This is a genomic window from Spiribacter salilacus (genome assembly GCF_009649225.1).
Lineage (GTDB): Bacteria > Pseudomonadota > Gammaproteobacteria > Nitrococcales > Nitrococcaceae > Spiribacter > Spiribacter salilacus.
This window is the reverse complement of the sequence record NZ_WJPP01000003.1, coordinates 192,890-211,762: the sequence shown is the minus strand read 5'-3', so window position 1 is coordinate 211,762 and position 18,873 is coordinate 192,890. Positions and strand designations below refer to the sequence as shown.

17 protein-coding genes are annotated in these 18,873 nt (G+C 56.2%); 7 read left to right on the top strand and 10 right to left on the bottom strand.

The genetic code is table 11. From position 1 onward, the window contains the following. From lpdA to GH984_RS06535, 6 genes are all read right to left on the bottom strand, one after another. Complete coding sequence (lpdA, locus tag GH984_RS06560) at positions 1-1,776, bottom strand: dihydrolipoyl dehydrogenase (protein WP_153719410.1); 1,776 nt, start codon at positions 1,774-1,776, stop codon at positions 1-3. Between the two features lie 22 nt (positions 1,777-1,798). Next, positions 1,799-3,103 carry a dihydrolipoyllysine-residue acetyltransferase gene (gene aceF, locus GH984_RS06555; protein WP_369691977.1) on the bottom strand — a complete coding sequence of 435 codons (1,305 nt, stop codon included), beginning with the start codon at positions 3,101-3,103 and terminating at the stop codon, positions 1,799-1,801. 26 nt (positions 3,104-3,129) lie between these two features. Then, entirely contained in the window at positions 3,130-5,811 is a 2,682-nt protein-coding gene (aceE, locus tag GH984_RS06550; RefSeq protein ID WP_172973191.1) for a pyruvate dehydrogenase (acetyl-transferring), homodimeric type, read from the bottom strand. A gap of 207 nt (positions 5,812-6,018) precedes the next feature. Next, a complete protein-coding gene (gene hemF, locus GH984_RS06545) occupies positions 6,019-6,930 on the bottom strand; it encodes an oxygen-dependent coproporphyrinogen oxidase (RefSeq protein ID WP_153719409.1) in 912 nt (303 codons plus the stop codon). Next, positions 6,927-7,589 (bottom strand): biotin--[acetyl-CoA-carboxylase] ligase, encoded by a 663-nt coding sequence (locus tag GH984_RS06540; RefSeq protein ID WP_153719408.1) that lies wholly within the window; start codon positions 7,587-7,589, stop codon positions 6,927-6,929. The genes hemF and GH984_RS06540 overlap by 4 nt, the downstream gene beginning before the upstream one ends. After that, the gene (locus tag GH984_RS06535; RefSeq protein WP_172973190.1) at positions 7,586-9,943 is read right to left on the bottom strand and encodes a tetratricopeptide repeat protein; all 2,358 of its coding nucleotides are present in this window, start codon (positions 9,941-9,943) and stop codon (positions 7,586-7,588) included. The genes GH984_RS06540 and GH984_RS06535 overlap by 4 nt, the downstream gene beginning before the upstream one ends. Before the next feature lie 38 nt (positions 9,944-9,981). Here GH984_RS06535 and GH984_RS06530 point away from each other — a divergent pair, with 38 nt between their 5' ends. The 3 genes from GH984_RS06530 to GH984_RS06520 are packed head-to-tail and all read left to right on the top strand — an operon-like array spanning position 9,982 to position 11,651. Next, positions 9,982-10,413 carry a molybdenum cofactor biosynthesis protein MoaE gene (locus GH984_RS06530; RefSeq protein ID WP_153719406.1) on the top strand — a complete coding sequence of 144 codons (432 nt, stop codon included), beginning with the start codon at positions 9,982-9,984 and terminating at the stop codon, positions 10,411-10,413. Positions 10,414-10,415: 2 nt separating this feature from the next. Continuing rightward, a complete protein-coding gene (gene moaA, locus GH984_RS06525; RefSeq protein WP_153719405.1) occupies positions 10,416-11,441 on the top strand; it encodes a GTP 3',8-cyclase MoaA in 1,026 nt (341 codons plus the stop codon). Positions 11,442-11,444: 3 nt separating this feature from the next. Continuing rightward, positions 11,445-11,651 carry a DUF6494 family protein gene (locus GH984_RS06520; RefSeq protein ID WP_153719404.1) on the top strand — a complete coding sequence of 69 codons (207 nt, stop codon included), beginning with the start codon at positions 11,445-11,447 and terminating at the stop codon, positions 11,649-11,651. Position 11,652: 1 nt separating this feature from the next. Here GH984_RS06520 and moeA read toward each other — a convergent pair whose 3' ends face one another. The 4 genes from moeA to GH984_RS06500 are packed head-to-tail and all read right to left on the bottom strand — an operon-like array spanning position 11,653 to position 15,639. Continuing rightward, on the bottom strand, positions 11,653-13,467 hold the full coding sequence (gene moeA, locus GH984_RS06515; RefSeq protein ID WP_153719403.1) for a molybdopterin molybdotransferase MoeA: 1,815 nt from the start codon (positions 13,465-13,467) through the stop codon (positions 11,653-11,655). Positions 13,468-13,472: 5 nt separating this feature from the next. After that, complete coding sequence (locus GH984_RS06510) at positions 13,473-13,751, bottom strand: MoaD/ThiS family protein (protein WP_153719402.1); 279 nt, start codon at positions 13,749-13,751, stop codon at positions 13,473-13,475. Beyond that, positions 13,748-14,551 carry a selenium cofactor biosynthesis protein YqeC gene (yqeC, locus tag GH984_RS06505; RefSeq protein WP_153719401.1) on the bottom strand — a complete coding sequence of 268 codons (804 nt, stop codon included), beginning with the start codon at positions 14,549-14,551 and terminating at the stop codon, positions 13,748-13,750. Before yqeC ends, GH984_RS06510 begins: the two co-directional genes overlap by 4 nt. After that, positions 14,548-15,639 (bottom strand): WD40/YVTN/BNR-like repeat-containing protein, encoded by a 1,092-nt coding sequence (locus GH984_RS06500; RefSeq protein ID WP_253939150.1) that lies wholly within the window; start codon positions 15,637-15,639, stop codon positions 14,548-14,550. The genes yqeC and GH984_RS06500 overlap by 4 nt, the downstream gene beginning before the upstream one ends. Positions 15,640-15,708: 69 nt before the next feature. Between GH984_RS06500 and GH984_RS06495 the strand changes: the two genes are divergently transcribed. The 4 genes from GH984_RS06495 to GH984_RS06480 are packed head-to-tail and all read left to right on the top strand — an operon-like array spanning position 15,709 to position 18,860. Beyond that, the gene (locus GH984_RS06495; RefSeq protein WP_153719399.1) at positions 15,709-16,206 is read left to right on the top strand and encodes a DUF6505 family protein; all 498 of its coding nucleotides are present in this window, start codon (positions 15,709-15,711) and stop codon (positions 16,204-16,206) included. Continuing rightward, positions 16,203-16,703, top strand: coding sequence for a DUF3305 domain-containing protein (locus GH984_RS06490; protein WP_153719398.1), 501 nt, complete (start codon positions 16,203-16,205; stop codon positions 16,701-16,703). The genes GH984_RS06495 and GH984_RS06490 overlap by 4 nt, the downstream gene beginning before the upstream one ends. Next, on the top strand, positions 16,693-17,217 hold the full coding sequence (locus GH984_RS06485; protein ID WP_172973189.1) for a DUF3306 domain-containing protein: 525 nt from the start codon (positions 16,693-16,695) through the stop codon (positions 17,215-17,217). The genes GH984_RS06490 and GH984_RS06485 overlap by 11 nt, the downstream gene beginning before the upstream one ends. Before the next feature lie 2 nt (positions 17,218-17,219). After that, entirely contained in the window at positions 17,220-18,860 is a 1,641-nt protein-coding gene (locus GH984_RS06480; RefSeq protein WP_153719396.1) for a 4Fe-4S binding protein, read from the top strand. The last annotated feature ends 13 nt before the right edge of the window (positions 18,861-18,873 follow it).

The following is an 18,873-nucleotide window of genomic DNA, read 5'->3' as shown; positions in this document are numbered from 1 at the left end:
CTAGCGTTTCCGTGGCATATAAAGATCCGTTAACGTTCCCGCGGCGGCCTCGGCTGCCATCGCCACCGACTCAGACAGCGTCGGATGCGGATGAATGGTAAGCCCGATGTCGTGCATATCGGCACCCATCTCAATGGCAAGCGCCACTTCGGCAATAAGATCGCCGGCGTTGGTGCCGACAATGCCCGCGCCAATCACTCGCTCGGTGTCTTTTTCAAAAATGAGTTTAGTCACGCCCTCATCCCGCCCTAACGAGAGTGACCGGCCATTGGCCGCCCAGGGGAAGGTGCCCACTTCAACGGCCAGCCCTTCTGCCTTGGCTTGCTCTTGGGTAACGCCCACCCAGGCCACTTCAGGGTCGGTGTAAGCCACAGAAGGAATAACACGGCCATCAAAGCCGCTTTTCTCACCGCCGATTACCTCGGCTGCCACCTTGCCTTCGTGCACGGCTTTATGCGCAAGCATGGGCTGGCCAATCACATCACCAATGGCAAAGATATGTTCAACGGCGGTGCGCATTTGATCATCTGCCGCAATGCAGCCGTTATCCTGCAGCGATAGCCCGCTGGCCTCAATATTTAACCCATCGGTGTTGGGGCGGCGGCCGACCGAGACTAGAACCCGGTCAAAGCGATCTTTGGCCGGTGCTTTATCGCCCTCAAACTCAACATCAACGCCTTTATCATCAGCGCTTAGCGAGACCACGCGAGTTTTTAAGTAGATGTTGGCATAGCGCTTATCGATGATTTTGCGGAACGGTTTAACGATATCCGCATCGGCGCCGGTCATGAGGCGATCAGCCAGCTCAACCACCGTGATTTCGCTGCCCAGAGCATGATAAACCGAGGCCATTTCAAGACCAATGATGCCGCCGCCAACAATCAGCAGCCGTTTGGGGATCTCTTCAAGCTCCAGCGCATCGGTAGAGTCCATGATGCGAGGGTGTTTGAGGTCAAAACCGGGCGGGGCCACCGGGCGCGAGCCAGCCGCGATAATGCAGTGACGAAAGCGAATGGCACGGCTACCGTCGTCGGTTTCCACATTCAGGGTATGTGGGTCAGTAAAGCCCGCCTTGCCCGTTACCACTTCTACTTTGCGTTGCTTAGCAAGGCCTTGCAGGCCGCCGGTGAGTTTACCGACAACGCTTGATTTCCAGGCCTCAAGCTTTTTCAGGTCAATTTTGGGCTTGCTGAATTTAATGCCGTGATCGGCAAAAAACTCCGCGTCATCAATCACCTTAGCGGCATGCAGCAGTGCTTTGGACGGAATGCAGCCCACATTTAAGCAAACACCGCCTAGTGCGGCATAGCGCTCTACCAAAATCACTTTTAAACCCAGATCGGCGGCGCGAAATGCCGCTGAATAACCGCCTGGGCCGGCTCCAATCACGACTAAGTCGCAGTCGGCATCATCTGGGGCAGCAGCGGCTGGTGTCGGTGCCGGTGCGGGCGCAGGTTTTTCAGCGGCTGGTGCTGGCTTGTCAGCGGCTGGCGCCTCAGTTGGCGTGTTAGCGGGCGCGTCATCTGCCTCTGCGTCGGCCGCTGTGGCCAAGGCAATCAGATCGCCTTTAGCCACGCTATCGCCAACGTTCACTTTTAGTGTGGTGATGGTGCAATCAAACGGTGCCGGCACCTCCATGGTGGCTTTGTCGCTTTCCAGCGTAATCAGTGAAGCTTCTGCCTCAACGCTATCCCCCGGCGCAACCAAGATTTCGATGATTTCAACCGCATCAAAATCGCCAATATCGGGGACGCGGATTTCCTTTTCTTCTGACATAAATGCAAGCTCCTTGGCCGGCTTATAGGATAAGACGACGGAGGTCGCCCAGCAGGCTTGAGAGGTAAGTGGTAAAGCGCGCAGCGGCAGCACCGTCAATCACGCGGTGGTCGTAGGACAGGCTTAGCGGCAGCATCAACCGCGGCTGGAAGGCCTGGCCATCCCACACCGGCTGTGTGGAAGACTTAGAAACACCCAGAATAGCCACCTCTGGCGCGTTAACAATCGGTGTAAACGCCGTGCCGCCAATACCGCCAAGGCTAGAGATGCTAAAGGTGCCGCCTTGCATGTCGCCAGGGCCGAGTTTGCCATCACGCGCTTTAACCGATAGTTCGCCTAAATCGGCCGCAATGGCATAGATGCCTTTTTTGTCTGCGTCTTTAATGACGGGTACGACCAGCCCATTAGGGGTATCTACCGCAACCCCAATGTTGATGTAGTGCTTCATGATGAGCGCGGAGCCATCAGGGTTGAGCGAGCTGTTCAGGGTGGGGTGCTCACCTAGGGCTGAGGCGGCTGCTTTCACTAAAAAGGCCAGTGGCGTGAGTTTAACGCCGGCTTTTTCGGCCGCCGCTTTTTCACGCTGGCGGAATGCTTCTAGTTCCGTGATATCTGCATCGTCAAATTGCGTGACATGAGGAATGTTCAGCCAACTGCGATGTAAATGTGGCCCAGAGAGCTTTTTAATCCGTGATAGCGGTACTTCTTCAATTTCACCAAATTTGGCAAAGTCGACCGCTGGAATAGGCGGAATACCGCTGCCACCGCTGGGCGCAGCGCCAGCACTGCCGCCACCGCTCAGCGCGCTCTTAACAAAACTTTGCACATCTTCGCGAGTGATTCGGCCCTTGCGGCCCGTCCCTTTGACTTCACCCAGCGGAACACCGAGCTCACGGGCAAAACGCCGTACTGACGGGCTGGCATGTGCCAGTTTGCCATCTGATGGCGCTGCGGCGGGCGCAGGTTCTGGGGCAGGTTCAGCCTTGGGCTCAGCTTTAGCCGCCGGCTCAGGTTTTGACTCTGGCTCGGGTGCCGGTTCGGGCTCAGGCTCAGGCTCAGATTTAGATTCAGGTTCAGCGGCCGCTTCGGCCACTTCGATTTTAGCCACGGCGGTGCCTTCAGAAACCTGATCGCCCGCGCTGATTAAAATCTCCTTAATGGTGCCGCTAAAGGGGGAGGGCACCTCCATGGTTGCCTTGTCACTCTCTAAGGTAATGAGTGAATCTTCAGCGGCGACGGTATCGCCGGGACCCACCAAAATCTCAATGACATCAACGGCATCGAAATCGCCAATGTCGGGAACGGTAATTTCCTTGACCTCTGCCACGCAAACTCTCCTTTAACCGAAAACCCTCAGACAGTGCTGGGGTTAGGTGCTTCGGTATCGATATCGTATTTTTTGATCGCCTTGGTTACCTGATCTGCTTTGATAACCCCTTCATCGGCCAGCGCTTTGAGCGCTGCCACGGTCACGTAGTAGCGATCGACTTCAAAGAACCGGCGTAGGTTCTCTCGGGTGTCTGAGCGGCCATAGCCATCGGTGCCGAGGGTCACGAAATGCCGATCTAAATAGGGGCGAATTTGATCAGGGAAGCTGCGCATGTAATCGGTAGACGCCACGATTGGCCCTTCGTACTTCTCAAGGCACTCACGAACATACGGGGTACGTGGTTTTTGCTCGGGATGCAGCAAGTTCCAGCGCTCACAATCAATGCCATCACGGCGTAGTTCAGTAAACGATGGACAGCTCCAGATATCTGAATCAACACCCCAGTCTGCTTTGAGCAGCTCGGCGGCGGCCATCACCTCAATTAAGATGGTGCCCGAGCCCATCAGCTGCACACGCTTTTTGCCACGACCGCCCTTTTGCAACAGGTACATACCGCGGCGAATGCCTTCTTCAGCGCCTTTTGGCATGGCGGGCTGATGATAGTTTTCGTTCATCATCGTGATGTAGTAGAAAACCGGCTCTTGGTCTTCATACATCCGCCGCATTCCATCCTGAATGATAACGGCCATTTCGTAAGCAAAGGTGGGGTCGTAGGAAATGCAGTTCGGAATAGTGGCACTCATTAAGTGGCTATGACCGTCTTCATGCTGCAGGCCTTCACCGTTGAGTGTTGTGCGGCCAGCAGTGCCACCCATCAGAAAACCTTTAGCCTGCATGTCGCCGGCCGCCCACGCCAAATCACCAATCCGCTGGAAACCAAACATCGAGTAGTACGCATAAAACGGGATCATCTCGACGCCGTGATTGGCATACGCGGTGGCCGCTGCAATCCAGCTGGACATGGCGCCCGCTTCGTTAATGCCTTCCTGCAGAATTTGGCCCTTTTGGTCTTCGCGATAGTACATGAGCTGGTCGGCATCTTGGGGCTCGTAGAGCTGCCCCTTGGGTGCATAAATACCAATTTGCCGAAACAGCCCTTCCATACCAAAGGTGCGTGCCTCATCGGGCACGATGGGCACTAAACGCGGTGCGAGTGTTTTATCACGCGCAATTACAGACAAGGCCCGCACATAGGCCATGGTGGTCGACATTTCCCGCTCGCCACTGTCTTTGAGCAGTACATCAAAAGCCGAAAGATCGGGCGCTTTTAATGGCTCGGCGGTAACGTTGCGCGCCGGCAGATGCCCACCGAGTTCATCACGCCGCTCTCTGAGATATTTAATCTCTGGTGAGTCTTCAGGGGGGCGGTAAAAGGGAGCATCGGCCACTTTGTCGTCTGGCACTGGAATTTGGAAACGATCCCGAAATTCTTTAAGTGCTTGCTCGGCCATCTTCTTTTGTTGATGGGTAATGTTTTGGCCTTCGCCCGCTTCGCCCATGCCATAGCCTTTGACGGTTTTGGCAAGAATAACGGTGGGTTGGCCGGTATGCTCGGTGGCGGTTTTGTAGGCGTTATACACCTTAGAGGGGTCGTGGCCACCGCGATTTAAACGGTAAATGTCGTCATCCGATAGGTTGGCCACCATTTCTTTAAGCTCAGGATACTTACCAAAGAAGTGCTCTCGCGTGTAGGCACCGCCTTTTGCTTTAAAGTTTTGGTATTCGCCATCAACGGCTTCTTCCATGCGCTGCCGCAGCAGGCCAGCATGATCCTGCGCAAGCAGCTTGTCCCAAGCCGAACCCCAAATGACTTTAAGCACATTCCACCCGGCACCGCGGAATTCGCCTTCAAGCTCTTGAATGATTTTGCCGTTGCCACGGACCGGGCCATCGAGGCGCTGCAGGTTGCAGTTGACCACAAAGATAAGGTTGTCGAGTTCCTCACGGGCGGCAACGCCGATGGCGCCCAAGCTCTCGGGCTCATCCATTTCGCCATCGCCACAAAACACCCACACCTTGCGGTTGCTGGTATCAACAATGCCGCGATTGTGGAGGTATTTTAGAAAGCGCGCCTGATAAACGCCCATGATGGGGCCTAAGCCCATGGAGACTGTGGGCAGCTGCCAAAAGTCAGGCATCAGCCAGGGGTGTGGGTAAGAGGACAGCGGCTTGCCGGTTTTAGCAAGATCAGCCCTAAAGTTATGTAAGTCTTCTTCGCTCAAGCGGCCCTCTAAGAAGGCGCGGGCGTAAATACCGGGTGCCGAATGACCCTGTATAAAAATCAGATCGCCACCATGATCTTCGGTGGCGGCATGCCAGAAGTGGTTAAAGCCGACTTCGTAGAGCGTGGCAGATGAGGCAAACGAGGCAATATGCCCACCAATGCCATCGCGATCACGGTTTGCCTGCACGACCATCGCCATGGCGTTCCAGCGAATGATCGAGCGAATTCGTTTTTCGAGCGCGCCATCGCCGGGCATGGGCGCTTCGAGATGCGTTGGAATGGTGTTTTGGTAGGCAGTTGTGGCCTTAAAAGGAAGCTGGCCACCGCTGCGTCGGGCCGCATCAACCAAGCGTTCGAGCAAAAACTGCGCACGTTCTGGCCCGTCATATTCAAGAACGGATTGAATGGCTTCGAGCCACTCCCGAGTCTCTTGCGGATCCGGGTCACCCGGCGTCGGCATCGGCTTGATTATTGCTGCCATCGATTACCTCTTTTTTACTATCTCGCCGCATCAGATTAACGCCCCATTTTGCTTCTGGCTAGCGCTTAAAGTGACGTAGGCTATTGTTGCAGTGCGGAAAATTCCGCGTTAAGCATCCCGCCAAAGTACCCGAGTCTGTTAGCGATGTAACCCCATCATTTAAGACTGTGGGGAACAAATGATGTGATAAAGGCTGCAGGCGGAGGCTCAAACCCACTGTCGTGGGACGAGATAATAATCCGTCAGTTCCGCCTCTGCTGAGCCCTCCTCGGCCGTGTATCCATACTCCCATCGAGCCAATGGTGGCATGGACATCAGGATGGATTCGGTGCGCCCTCCCGATTGAATCCCAAAGCGAGTGCCGCGGTCATAGAGCAGGTTAAACTCAACGTAACGACCGCGTCGGTAGAGCTGAAAGGCGCGTTCGTGCTCGGTAAATGGTGTTGCCTGGCGGGCATGAACAATCGGCAGATAAGCGGGTAGGTAGGCATTGCCAACAGCCTGCATTAAGCCAAAAGCCGCATCAAAACCGCCTTCATCGTAGTCATCAAAAAACAATCCGCCAATGCCACGCGCTTCGTTGCGATGGGGTAGGTAGAAGTAGTCGTCGCACCATTTTTTAAAGCGCGGGTAAAGCGTTTCTCCAAACGGCGTGACCGCCTCTTTGGCAATACGATGCCAATGCTGGCAGTCGGTTTTAAACGGGTAAAAGGGGGTTAAATCAAAACCGCCGCCAAACCACCAAATCGGCGGTGCATTGGGTGCATCAGCAACAAAAAAGCGCACATTGGCATGTGAGGTTGGCACGTAGGGGTTGCGGGGGTGAATGACTAACGACACCCCAAGCGCTTGAAAAGATCGGCCTGCTAGCTCGGGGCGGCGCTCAGTGGCTGTGGCGGGCAGATGATCGCCATGCACATGCGAGAAGTTTACGCCGGCCTGCTCAAAGACTTGGCCGTCGGTCAGCACCCGGCTTTGCCCACCGCCGCCTTGTGAGCGCTCCCAGCGATCTTCATGAAAATCTTGCTCGGGTTCTAAATCGGCTAGCCCCTCGCAGATACGCGTCTGCAAATCGAGGAGGTAATGTTTAACGGCCGGCGTATCAACCACTTCGCTCATTGAGTGACCTCGGCAAAGAAATCGCTTAGGGGGGTAAATTGACTAGGCTCAGCCAGGCTGCCGTCGCGTTCAATGCCGGGCATGCCTCGGGCACGCATTGAGCGATAAATAGAGGCGATGCCTTCGTCATGCCAGCGCTGCAGATTATCGAGCAAATACCGGGCATAGCGCTCAAGTGCCTCACCCGGTGTGGTCTCTGCGGCACCATCTGCCAGTAAAGAGGCGTACTCCCATGCCTCCACTGGGGGGGCAACATTGAGCTGCGCGGTAATGATTAATCCATCGGGCGCGGCTTGCTGCAGGCTAATACCGCCCACTTTGTAGCCATTCACTAAAACATCGTTAGGCCAGGCAAAATCCAGCCCGGTCATGGGTGGCAGAAGCTCGGCCACAGCGGTGCCGAGTGCCAGCAATGCCACCGGCCCAATTTCAGGCCAGTGCGCCTTGGCAAAGTCAGGGCGTAGCAATACCGCGCAATACAGCCCACCGGGCGGAGAAACCCATGGGCCATGCTGGCCTTTGCCTTGGGTTTGTTCGCCTGCCCAAATCAGGGTGCCCTCTTCTGCACCCTCAGCAGCGCGACGTTGTAATTCGGCGGTCACGCTATCGACCGCGTCTAAATAAATCACATCAAATACCGGTGGCAGTGAGATGTTCATGTGTCAGTTCCTTTCACCGCTTTGCGTAAGCCATCGAGGTGACGGCGGAGTTTTTGTAAACGGGGAGATAAAATACGTGTTGTTCCGGCGGCTTTGTCATAGGCGGCTTCAAGCAGCGCGACCCCCTCGGCAGCGCGACCCTGCGTGCGAAGCAGTGCGGCAAGTCGGCAGAGGCTATCAATATGTAGGGTGCTATCAACCCCCATGATGCGCTCGAGTCTTTGCACTGCCTCACGCAACATGGGCTCGGCCTGCTGAGGTCGGCTGGCATCGGCATGTAGGCCGCCGAGTTCGGCAGCGGTCATGGCCGTGTTGGGATGTTCGTCTCCATACAAATTGCGCCAGCGCTGTAGATTTTCTTCATACAGGGGTTGGGCTTCGTCTAAGCGGCCATTTTCGCGTAGCAAATCTGCCAGGTTATTAATGCTAGTGGCGGTGGCCGGGTGTTCATCACCCACTACCGCCTGCCAAATGGCGATGGCCTCGCGATAGAGGGTTTCGGCCTCTTCGCGCTGCCCGGTTACATCTAGTATGCCGGCTAGATTGTGCAGACTGGTTGCCGTTTCGGCATGCTCGCGCCCGAGCGCTTGGGTTCGGATGTCTACTGCCTGCCGGAAGCAGCGTGCCGCCTCGTTAAATTGCTCTTGGGCATCTAGCACCGTCCCTAAGTTATGGATGGCCGCCGCGGTGGCTGGATGCCCAGGGCCAAATAACGTTTGCGTTACGTCGAGTGCTTGGCGATAGCGCGCTTCCGCGCCCGCATGGTCTTGCCCGGCGTAAAGCAGACTGGCGAGGTTATCGAGCGCCACAGCAAGGGCGGGGCTGGGTCCGCTGCTGGCGGCTTCAGCCAATTTGACAGCCCGCTCGAATGGCCCGCGTGCGCGCTCAATCTGATTGGCGGCCCGTTGTGCGGCGCCTAAATTGCCGAGCAGCGGAATTAAGGCCGGATGCTCTCGACCCAAATGGGCCTCACGCGTGGCGACCAGCGCGGAGTATTCGGCAATGGCCTGCTCAAGCTGGCCGGCGGCTTCCCACGCGGCGGCAAGAGCGTGCCGAGTGGATCGGGTGTCGGGATGGTCATCGCCCAAGGCTTGTTGGCGCACGCTAAGCGCTTGTTGCAGTAAGGCGGCGGCTTGCTCTGGGTTTGATTCTGATAGATCAACGGCCGCGTAGTGGTGTGTGGCATGCGCGCTGGCCAAGGTATTCGGCGCAATGCGCGTGAGCTGTTTGTGCGCGGCAAGCCGGATGCTGGCCGCGGCGTCTGTTGCATCGAGCTGATCAAGAATGCGCGCGGCATTGGTATGTGCCATGGCAAGGCGCTCGGCAGTATCTGCGGGTTCGGTCTTGCGTAGGGTGTCGAGTTGGCGCAGCAAATGGCTGATGGCGGTGTCGCGTGCCGGTAACTCAACCCAAAGCGATTGCCAGGCAAAGGGGTCATCGCGCCACAGCAGGAGTTGGTCGGTTTCTGCCAGCATTTCCAGCAATGCTGCCCATTCAGCGGCGTTTGCCAATTCACGGGCTTGTAAAAGCGGGGTGGGCATTTCGTTGGCGAGTAGCGCATGTAGGCGACGCGCCTCAGCACTGCCGCTAATCAGCAGTCGCTGCACCGCTTTGCGAATAGCGGGGTGCGTAATAACCAGCCGTTGATCCGGAAAATCGGGCTGACGCGCACCGAGCGCCTCGAGCTGTGCGGGCTCAAGGCCTTGCGGGGTCACGGCCAGTAGGCGTAGTGCCTCGCGCAGAGCGGGGGTTTGTGCTGCTTGCTCAATTAGCGCCTGGGTTTGGGTAAGATCGTGCTGGGCGCTACGATTCATATCCACCCCTTCCCAGCCCGAGCTGCGCAGGCGTTCAGCCAGCAGGCCACGCTCAGCGCTTACAATCAGGGTCAGCTCGGGCGGTAGGTAGGGTGGCAGCCAGTCAGGCTCGCCCGTCAGATCGCTGCCGGATATTTGGTCGATATCATCAATGATAATCACCGAGGGTTGGGTGCCGAGCCTTGCCAGCCAGTTGGGCAGGGATTCTCGCAGGCCCGATTCATCCAGTGGTATGGCATCAAGTACACCTAACTGTTCGCGAATAGCAGCAATCAACCCGTAAATAACCCCGGCCGGATGATCGCGATCTGGGTTTAAACCGGTGGCATGAAAATAGGCAAATTGAGGCTTTTGGGTTTGGTTAAGCCAGGCCCGTAAGGTACTGCTGCGGCCGCTAAAGGTAGGCCCCGTCAAGACAATTCGCCGTCCACCGCGCGCACTATGATTGAGGTGCTCAATCACATTTTCTGCCGGCGAAACGAGCTCGGCATCAAAAATTTGGCTGTTAAAGACTGGACAGACAGGGTCTCTCAACGGCATCTTGATCATCCTGAATGGTCAATTAATGGATGGCAATAATGGATCACATCGGTGCAGATGTCATCGATATCGAGCAGCTGCTTGCGGAAACGGACTCGCCAGATGCCGGTGCATTTGTGGTGTTCGGCGGTACGGTAAGGCGTCATCATGATGGTAAGTCGGTGAGCGCAATTGAGTATTCCGCGTATGAGCCGCTCGCTGAAAAAGCGCTGGCTGAGGTTGAGGCTGAGACTCTAGCGCAGTTTGATGTGATCTCTTGTGTTATCCGTCATCGCACAGGACGGCTGCAGGTGGGTGAGCTCAGTGTGGTGGTGGTTGTGCGAGCCGCGCATCGGGGTGATGCATTTGCGGCAGGTCGTTATGCCATCGATACGTTAAAAAAGACCGCCCCGGTGTGGAAACGGGAGCGCTATAGCGATGGCAGTGAAGTCTATTTGCAGGGCGAAACACTGCCTGGCGCGGGGGAGTAATAATGACAGACGAGCTTATCGTAGATCGATTAGATCGCCCGCTGCGGGATTTGCGTATCTCGTTAACTGACCGGTGCAATTTCCGCTGTAGTTATTGCATGCCCAAGGCGTTATTTGGCGCGAACCATGCGTTTATGCCGCGGCGTGAGCTGTTGAGTTTTGAAGAAATTACGCAGCTGGCGCGGGTTTTTGTGCGCTTAGGCGTGCGCAAATTACGTTTGACGGGCGGTGAGCCACTGATTCGGCGAGACATTGAGCTGCTGATCGAACAGTTGGCGGGCATTGAGGGGGTGGAAGACATCAGCCTGACCACTAACGCCTCGCTGCTCACTCTTGAGAAAGCGCAGCGAATGAAAGATGCCGGGCTCAATCGGATTACGGTCAGCCTTGATGGTATTGATGATGCCGTGTTTAAGGCGATGAATGATGTGGGCTTTCCGGTGGCGCAGGTGCTTGAGGGCATTGCCAATGCCGAGGCGGCCGGCCTAGCACCCATTAAGATTAATATGGTGGTGCAGCGTGGTGTGAACGATCAAGACATCGTGCCAATGGCCGCGCATTTTCGGGGTAGCGGGCATATCGTGCGCTTTATTGAATATATGGATGTTGGCAATAGCAATGGCTGGCGTCTTGATCAGGTGGTGCCATCGAAAGAGGTGGTTGAGCGCATTGCCGCTAAGTGGGCTATTGAGCCCGTCGCACCCAACTATCGGGGCGAGGTTGCAGAGCGTTATCGCTATACCGATGGCAGTGGCGAGGTGGGCATGATTAGCTCAGTTACCCAACCATTCTGTGGTGATTGTAGCCGAGCGCGGCTGTCGGCTGAAGGTAAGCTGTATACCTGTTTGTTTGCCAGTGCCGGGCATGATTTACGCGATCGGCTGCGCGCGGGTGCATCAGAAAACGAAATCGAAGATGCCCTTCGGCAAATTTGGTCAAAACGCGTTGATCGATATTCAGAAGTGCGCACGCATGACACCAAACCGATCGATACGCGAAAAATTGAAATGTCTTACATTGGTGGATAAACAATGAACGAAGAAGCGCTGAACTTAAGTGTGCGGAAATTTTTAAAAAAAGTGGGCATTACCGCACAGCGAGAAATTGAAGCTGCGGTGCGCGAAGGCATCGAAAGCGGCAAACTGACGGGTAATGAGTCGCTTAAAGCCGTGGTTAAGCTTGAGGTGGAAGGCGTTGATGTTGCCCATCAAATTGATGGCGAAATCACCCTAGAGTAGATCAGGTTAAGGTAAACGGTTCTACCTCAACTTGGCTGCCTGCTGGCATGTCTTCTGCGTCTGCCGGCAGCACGATAAAACAGTTAGCGTCACTCATGGAGCGTAAAATGCCAGAGCCCTGGCGGCCTACGCTTTCTACGGCTCGCTGTCCTGATTCAGTGGTAATAATACGGCCGCGTTGAAATTCTTGTCGGCCGGGTTTTTTCCTTAAATCAGACAGGCAAGGCAGTTGAAAGCGTGGCGCTTGGTATGGCGGGTTTTCTCCGGCCAGCTTGCGCAGTGCGGGCGCCACCATTTGCGCAAAGGTTGCCATAACCGAGACGGGGTTGCCCGGCAAACCAAAATACCAAGCCTCACGGTAGCGGCCGAAGGTTAGCGGGCGTCCGGGCTTCATTGCGATGCTCCAAAAATGCGGCTCACCATGGGCGCGCAGCAGTTTGACCATATAATCGGCTTCGCCCACAGAGACACCCCCTGAGGTGAGCACAACATCGGCGTCTGCCGCGCATTCATCGAGTGCTTGGGTTAGCGCCGCTTCATCATCTTTCACCACACCACGGTCGATGATCTCGATATGCAAATTGTTGAGCATGCCGTAGATCGTATAGCGATTGCTGTCGTAAATTTGCCCCGCTTCCAGCACCTCTCCCAGACTGCGCAGCTCGTCGCCGGTGGAGAAAAAGGCCACGCGCAAGGGCCGCCAGGTGGTGACCTCGGCTTGGCCAGTTGACGCGATCAGGCCTAAGTCAGCAGCCGTAATACGACGCCCTGCCGGCAGGATGATATCGCCGGTTTGTAAATCCTCACCCGCGCGGCGGATGTTCTCGCTTAGCTCGGGCCATTGATTGATAACGACGGTATTGCCGTCGCGTTCTGCGCGCTCTTGCATAACCACCGCGTCGGCGCCTGCGGGCACGACACCGCCGGTCATGATGCGCACGCATTCGCCAGCGCTAAGCGTGCCGGTAAATGGGTGTCCGGCAAAGGCGCTGCCCACGAGTTGTAGGCTTTTTTGCTTGGCATCGATGGTGCGCAGGGCATAACCATCCATGGCAGAGTTATCATGCGCCGGCACGGGGGCAGGTGCGGTTATGGGTTCGGCGAGGACTTGGCCCAGTGCGCTGCGCAACGCAAGCTGACGGCGCCCGGTAATGGGGGTAACCGCATTCAGCATGCGCGCCAGTGCCTCTTCAACGGGTAATGAAGGTGCATCATGGCCGCAGTTATTGGCTGTTGGGTTGAGTCGTTGCTCCATCGCATCGCGCTCCATTGGCGTATTGACGTTAACAAACAGATCCTGTTGATCCGATAAATCAGCGGTACGTTGATCAAGCTCGGCATACCAGCGATCAATTTTACGCCCGCCCTCCGCAATAAATCGCTGCAGACTCGGCAGGCAGCGCCGATGCAGTAGCACATGCACCGGCTGCAACCGCTTGCCATCATGGGCAACGGCTACATCGCCATCACCTAGCGCAGCCAGCAGCCGCGCCACTAGGTCATTAGGGACCAGCGGCCCATCGCAAGGCAGCATCAGTAATCTTTCGCTCGGGCTCCAGGCCAACCCGGCTGCCATGCCGGCAAGCGGGCCCTGATAGCCGCTAATATTATCGCCAATCACCGGATACCCCAGCGCAGCATAGTCCGCCTGGTTGCGATTGGCATTAATGGCAAGGTGGTCTACCTGCGGGGCAATGGTATTGATCACATGCTGAATCATCGGCTGGCCTGCGAGGGCGATAAGCCCTTTGTCTTGGCCGCCCATGCGCGTTGCCCGCCCGCCCGCCAGAATCATTGCGCTGACAGAATGCGCCATGGGTACTACCCGCCCGCCACGGATGCGACGATGGTCATTTCTTGATAGCCATCTAGTGGGGTTTCAAGCCCGTTGAGATGTCGAATGTCTTGCTCATCAAGAAAGACGTTCACAAAGGGGCGTAGCTGGCCGCCGCGCGTGAGAATGCGCTTTGCCAATAAGTCGTGTTCCTGTGCAATTTGCACAAACGCCTCATTGACTGTTTGCGCGTTCAGCCTGAGTTGCGCCTGATCGTCTGCCAAGCTCTGAAGGGCTGCAGGCAGGGTGATAATGATGGGTGTCATACTAATGAGTCTGCCTTTTTCGGGGTGGCTTCCACAATATCAATCAGCGGTTGCGCGGCGGTCATCGAGCCAAGAACAACCCGAGCCGGTGGGTTTTCGCCCTGCAGCGCTGCTTGTGCGGCGGCCATCGCTAAGTTATACCGCTCGGCATTATCAACTTGATTAATCAGCGTGACTAACCGGCTTTTGCCCACGCCCTGCCAAGCGCCTTGTGGGTGACTGAGTAAGCGGCCGATATGTGTGGGTGTCAAGGATGCGCCCGCTTGGATGCCAAGACGCTCCTCGAGGAGCGGCACGCGATGGGCAATCTCTTCTGAGAGTGGCTGTCCAATAACGTGCGCGGAAACGACAAAGATCACGGTGGTGCAGCCCGGCACGATCAGTGGCTCATCGGGGCGTGGCGCCTTAATACCGCGCATGCGGGCGCCATCAGCTTTTACCAAAGTCAGATTAAACCCGCTCTTTTTATGTAGGTCTGCAATGAGCGCCGGGGGTAGGCCTGCTACGCGCCCCGATTTTTGACTGGGGCAGGCATAAGCGATGCGCTGATGTGTTTGCGCTGCAAGGGGGATCTCTGCTTCTAGCGCTTCAGGCTCTGCAAAAAAGCGCGCATCAAACCGCCGCCGTGGTGGTGTGGTGGTCATGGCCGTGGCGGTAAAGCCCACGCGCCCCGATGCATGAGCCAGCAGCTGATAAAGCGTGCTCTTTTTGCCACCAGCACCCACCGCGCAAATAATGCCATGGGTGGCCAGCAATGCCTCAGCAAGTGCCGTGGGTGTCTGGTTTATTCCCTGGCTCATGCCAAATCCTGAGTGGCCCTAACACTGAGAATGCCCGGTAAAAAACCAGCAAGTAGGGCCCAGTGATCACCGCCATCGCGACTGGCAAAAAGATGCCCGCTAGAGGTACCTAAGTACAATCCAAGTGGGCTTGCGCCGTCGCTTGCTAGACCGTCGCGCAAAATCGTGACGAAGACATTCTCCTGCGGCAGCCCATCGCCCAGTGCTTCCCAGTGTTTGCCGACATCGCGGCTGCGATAAACCCGCAGCCGACCATCTACCGTGGCCCGAAACTGGCTGCTCTCTTCGGGCACACAGTAAATGACGTCAGGGTTGACAGGGTCAGTGGCCAGCGCATAACCAAAATCGCTCGGCAAACCTTGATCTATGGCCTGCCAGTGATCGCCATAGTCATCACTAACATAGGTGCCATGATGACTTTGTTGATAGGCGCGGCCCGGCTTTGCCGGATGCACTAATAAACGATGCACACATTGCCCGCAGGGGGCGTTTTTTTGCGCCAAATAGGGTGCGCGTATGCCATGGTTAGCGGCCTGCCAAGTGGCACCATTGTCTGATGAGCGATAAATGCCACCGGCTGAGAGTGCGGCATAGATCTGCTCGGGATGGTTGGGATCAACTTGCACCGAATGCACGGCTAACCCGCCTTTGGCGGGGCTCCATTGAGTACGATCAGGGTGTTGATTAAAGCCATTGAGTGGCTGCCAACTCTGCCCAGCATCGCTGCTACGAAAAACGCCCGGTGGCTCAATGCCCGCTAAAATTTCATCGGGGTGATTGGGGCGCCCAGGGGCGAGCGACCAAATCATCGTTAGGCTATCTGGGTCATCATCCTCACGATGCCGAGGCACTTCGGCTAAGCTCTGCCAGCTTCGTCCGCCATCGTGTGTGCGATAAATATGAATGCCCCATACGGGGTGATGCCCAGCCGCATAGCCCACAAGCGGCTGGCGAGGATCCAGAAAGGCCGATTGAATTTCGTAGCCAGCCAGATGCGGGCCTTCTAATTGCCATTCAGCGCGTTCCGCAGTACTGCGCGCAATAAATAGCCCCTTGCGGGTGCCAACCAGCACGGCAACAGCCCCCATATTATCCTCCATCTTCTGTTTACCGATCGGCTAATATACCGTAGAGAGTGATCAGGGGAGGACAGCACTTTGCGGTTTTTGCGCGCGTTACGTCTTGATGATAGCGATGAATCCGTTTACCCACGGGCAGCGGAGGCCGGCGAGTGGGTTGTGCCCGGCACCTTTGTTTTTAATTTTGGCGAACGTGACCCTACCCATTTAGATGGGGGCGAGCGGTCGGCATTTCGTCACGGGTTTTTGGGGCTAACCTCGTTTGGCTGGAGCACCCTAGCCGTTGTAGTAGAAATGCCTACCACGGAGCAACGCCAAGTTTTAGAGCGCCTCGCGCATCATTTTGTGGATCAATATGGCGCTCCTGATATGGCGGCTGCGATGACCGAAGCGCGGCAGGAGTTTGAGTTTTGCGAGTCGCTGTGCACCCCCGATATCAACACCGTGCTCTCGCTGCAGCGCGATTTTGTGGATGGTGAAATTCGTGAAGCGTTTCGAGTGCACCGCCCCAAAAGTGAGTGGGAATCTGCCCCTGTTTTTCGCATGGAACCGGACGAAAAGGACCCAGCATCATGAATCAGCCTTCGATGGTCGAACCGCCTGAGCGCACGAGCTGGCCGATTATTGTGGTGTTGCGGCGAGAGATGCGCCAGCGTGGGCAGTGGCAGTTTCCCGCCTGGAGCTTGCAGGCTATTGAGCGCGGCGCAGCCGAAGAAAAAATGACCGAAACTCGGATTGATGAGGGTATTCGTGAGTTTCGCTGGTCGGGTCTTGCGGTGGTATTGCTGCGTTCAAATGCCGAAACCTTCTGGTACAACCTGACTAGCGCCCGGCCATCGCTGTTTGTGATTTGTCAGGAAGATCCACAGTATGGACTGATGCCAATGATGGTCACGCTGGATCAGGATGAGTCGGCACGTCAGCAGGAAAGTGAGACCGAGATTTTTCGAATGGATCCGCCGGCATGGTTGCTTGAAGAAGTGGAACGCTTTGTGATGGCGCATTACCAACCCGATGATAAGCGCGGCAAAAAACGCCGCCGTAAACCACGGGAGCAGATGGATGACTTCTGAGAACGAGGGCTTTTTAGAGCGCTGGTCACGGCGCAAGCAGCAGCCAGAGGAAGAGCCGAAAGAGGCGCCTCAAGAGGAGCCGGCTGCGCTGCCCGAGGAGCAAGCCGAGCCTGATGAACCCGTTTTAACCGATGAAGATATGCCCGATATCGAGACATTGGCGCCGGATAGCGATGTCAGTCCCTTTTTCTCGCCAGGCGTGAGTGAGCGGCTTCGGCAAAAAGCGCTGCGGAAGATTTTTCATTCTGCGCGCTACAACGTAAAAGATGGCCTTGATGACTATGACGAAGACTTCACCTTGCTGCAGCCCCTAGGGGATGCCGATACCTGGGAGTGGCGCCGGCAGCGCGAGCGTTTGCTAGAGCGCGAAAAAGAACGTGAGCGTAAGCGCTTAGAAGAAGAGGAAGAGAAGGCGTCTGAGCTTGATGCTCAGGAAGCCCCGCTGGAAGCTCCAGAAGACACTGAAGGCCGCGATGACGCTGATCAATTAGAAGAACAACCTGAGGAGAAATAGCCTTGTTAGAGATTAAACACGCCCCTGCCAGTGAGCTGCCTGCTGTAACAGCAGACGGAGCCGCACGGGCAATGGCGCTGGCAGGCTTAGCTGAAGCTAACTTAGGTACTGCGGGGTTTGTGGAATATCGCTCGGCAGGCCGCTTGTTGATTATCGGCGCCACGGCGCGCGCCTTAGAAGCAGCTCGCGGGTTATCGGATCAGCTGACTTGCGCCATCGTGGTCAATGATGATGCGCCGATTGAAGGGCTTGAGCGTGAGCAGTTTTTACTGGCGCGGGGTCGCCCTCGGTTAACCGGTTATTTAGGGGCGTTTGAGGCCTCGATAGATGGCGATGCCGGAGAAGTTAGCCTGGGTAGTTTTGATTTGGTGCTTGATCTATCTGCGCAGCCGGTTATTACCGTTGAAAAGCCGCCGCTGGGGTATTCGCGCCCCGGCTCAGATCCAGAGGCCTTGGCGCATGCGCTTGCCTTATTGCCAGAGCTGATTGGCGATTTTCAAAAACCCCGATTTTTTGCCTACGATGAAAATCTTTGTGCGCACGGTGCTCGTGGCCTAACCGGTTGTACGCGCTGTATGGATGCTTGTGCTACCGGGGCAATCTTCTCGAAAGGCGAAACAATCGAAGTTGATCCCTACCTTTGCCAAGGCTGTGGAAGTTGTGCGGTGGTTTGCCCGAGTGGTGCGATCAGTTATGCCTTCCCTCACGCTGCTGATTTGCTGGGGGCCTTGCGACGTGCGCTCAAGATTTGGGCGGAGCAGACGAAAAACCCGCCGGCCGTGCTATTTCACGATGACGATGCCGGTGTGCAGGCAATAGAAGCGGTGGCAGCGGATTTGCCGGAACGCGTGTTAACCATTGCCGTTGAAGATGCGGGCAGCATTGGCCCGGATATTTGGCTGACGTTACTGGCGATGGGCGCCAGCGATGTCTGGGTGCTATTGCCAGAGCAGGCTGAGGCCTCATTGGCAGAGGCCAGCGAGTCGCAGCGGGCGTTATTTGTGCCGGTGCTTGAGGCGCTGCAGCTAGAGCCTGACCGAGTGCAGGTTTTACGTGATGTTGCCGTTCTGCAATCGCTGCCCTTACATGACGGACATGGTCTGCCAGCCGCCAAGTACAGCTTAAGCGGTAGTAAACGAGATCGAATTCAGCGTGCCTTTGCGCATTTGTATCGGCCCGCGCGGGCCGATACGACCACAGCGCTGCCAAAGGGGTCACCGTTTGGACAAATAGTGGTGAATCAGCAGACCTGTACTTTGTGTATGTCTTGCGCAGCGGTTTGCCCGGTAGAGGCTGTTACGACAGGCGGTGGTGAGCCGCGATTATTATTTGATGAGTCGCGCTGTTTGCAATGCGGGCTGTGTGAAACGGCCTGTCCTGAAGATGCCATCCAGCTTGACGCGCGCTTGCACCTGCCCGCGTTTGCGAATCCAGCTCAGCGCGTACTGAATGAAGAAAAGCCGTTTCACTGCGTTGGCTGTGGCAAGGCATTTGCCACAGAGAAAATGATTTCAAAGATCACTGAGCAGTTATCAGGCCACTGGATGTTTGGCGATACACGGGCGTTTGAGCGATTAAAGATGTGTGAAGACTGTCGTATTCGTGATTTGTTTGATGAGGAAGGTAGCCGCTTAGGCGGCTAGTAATGGCGCAGCG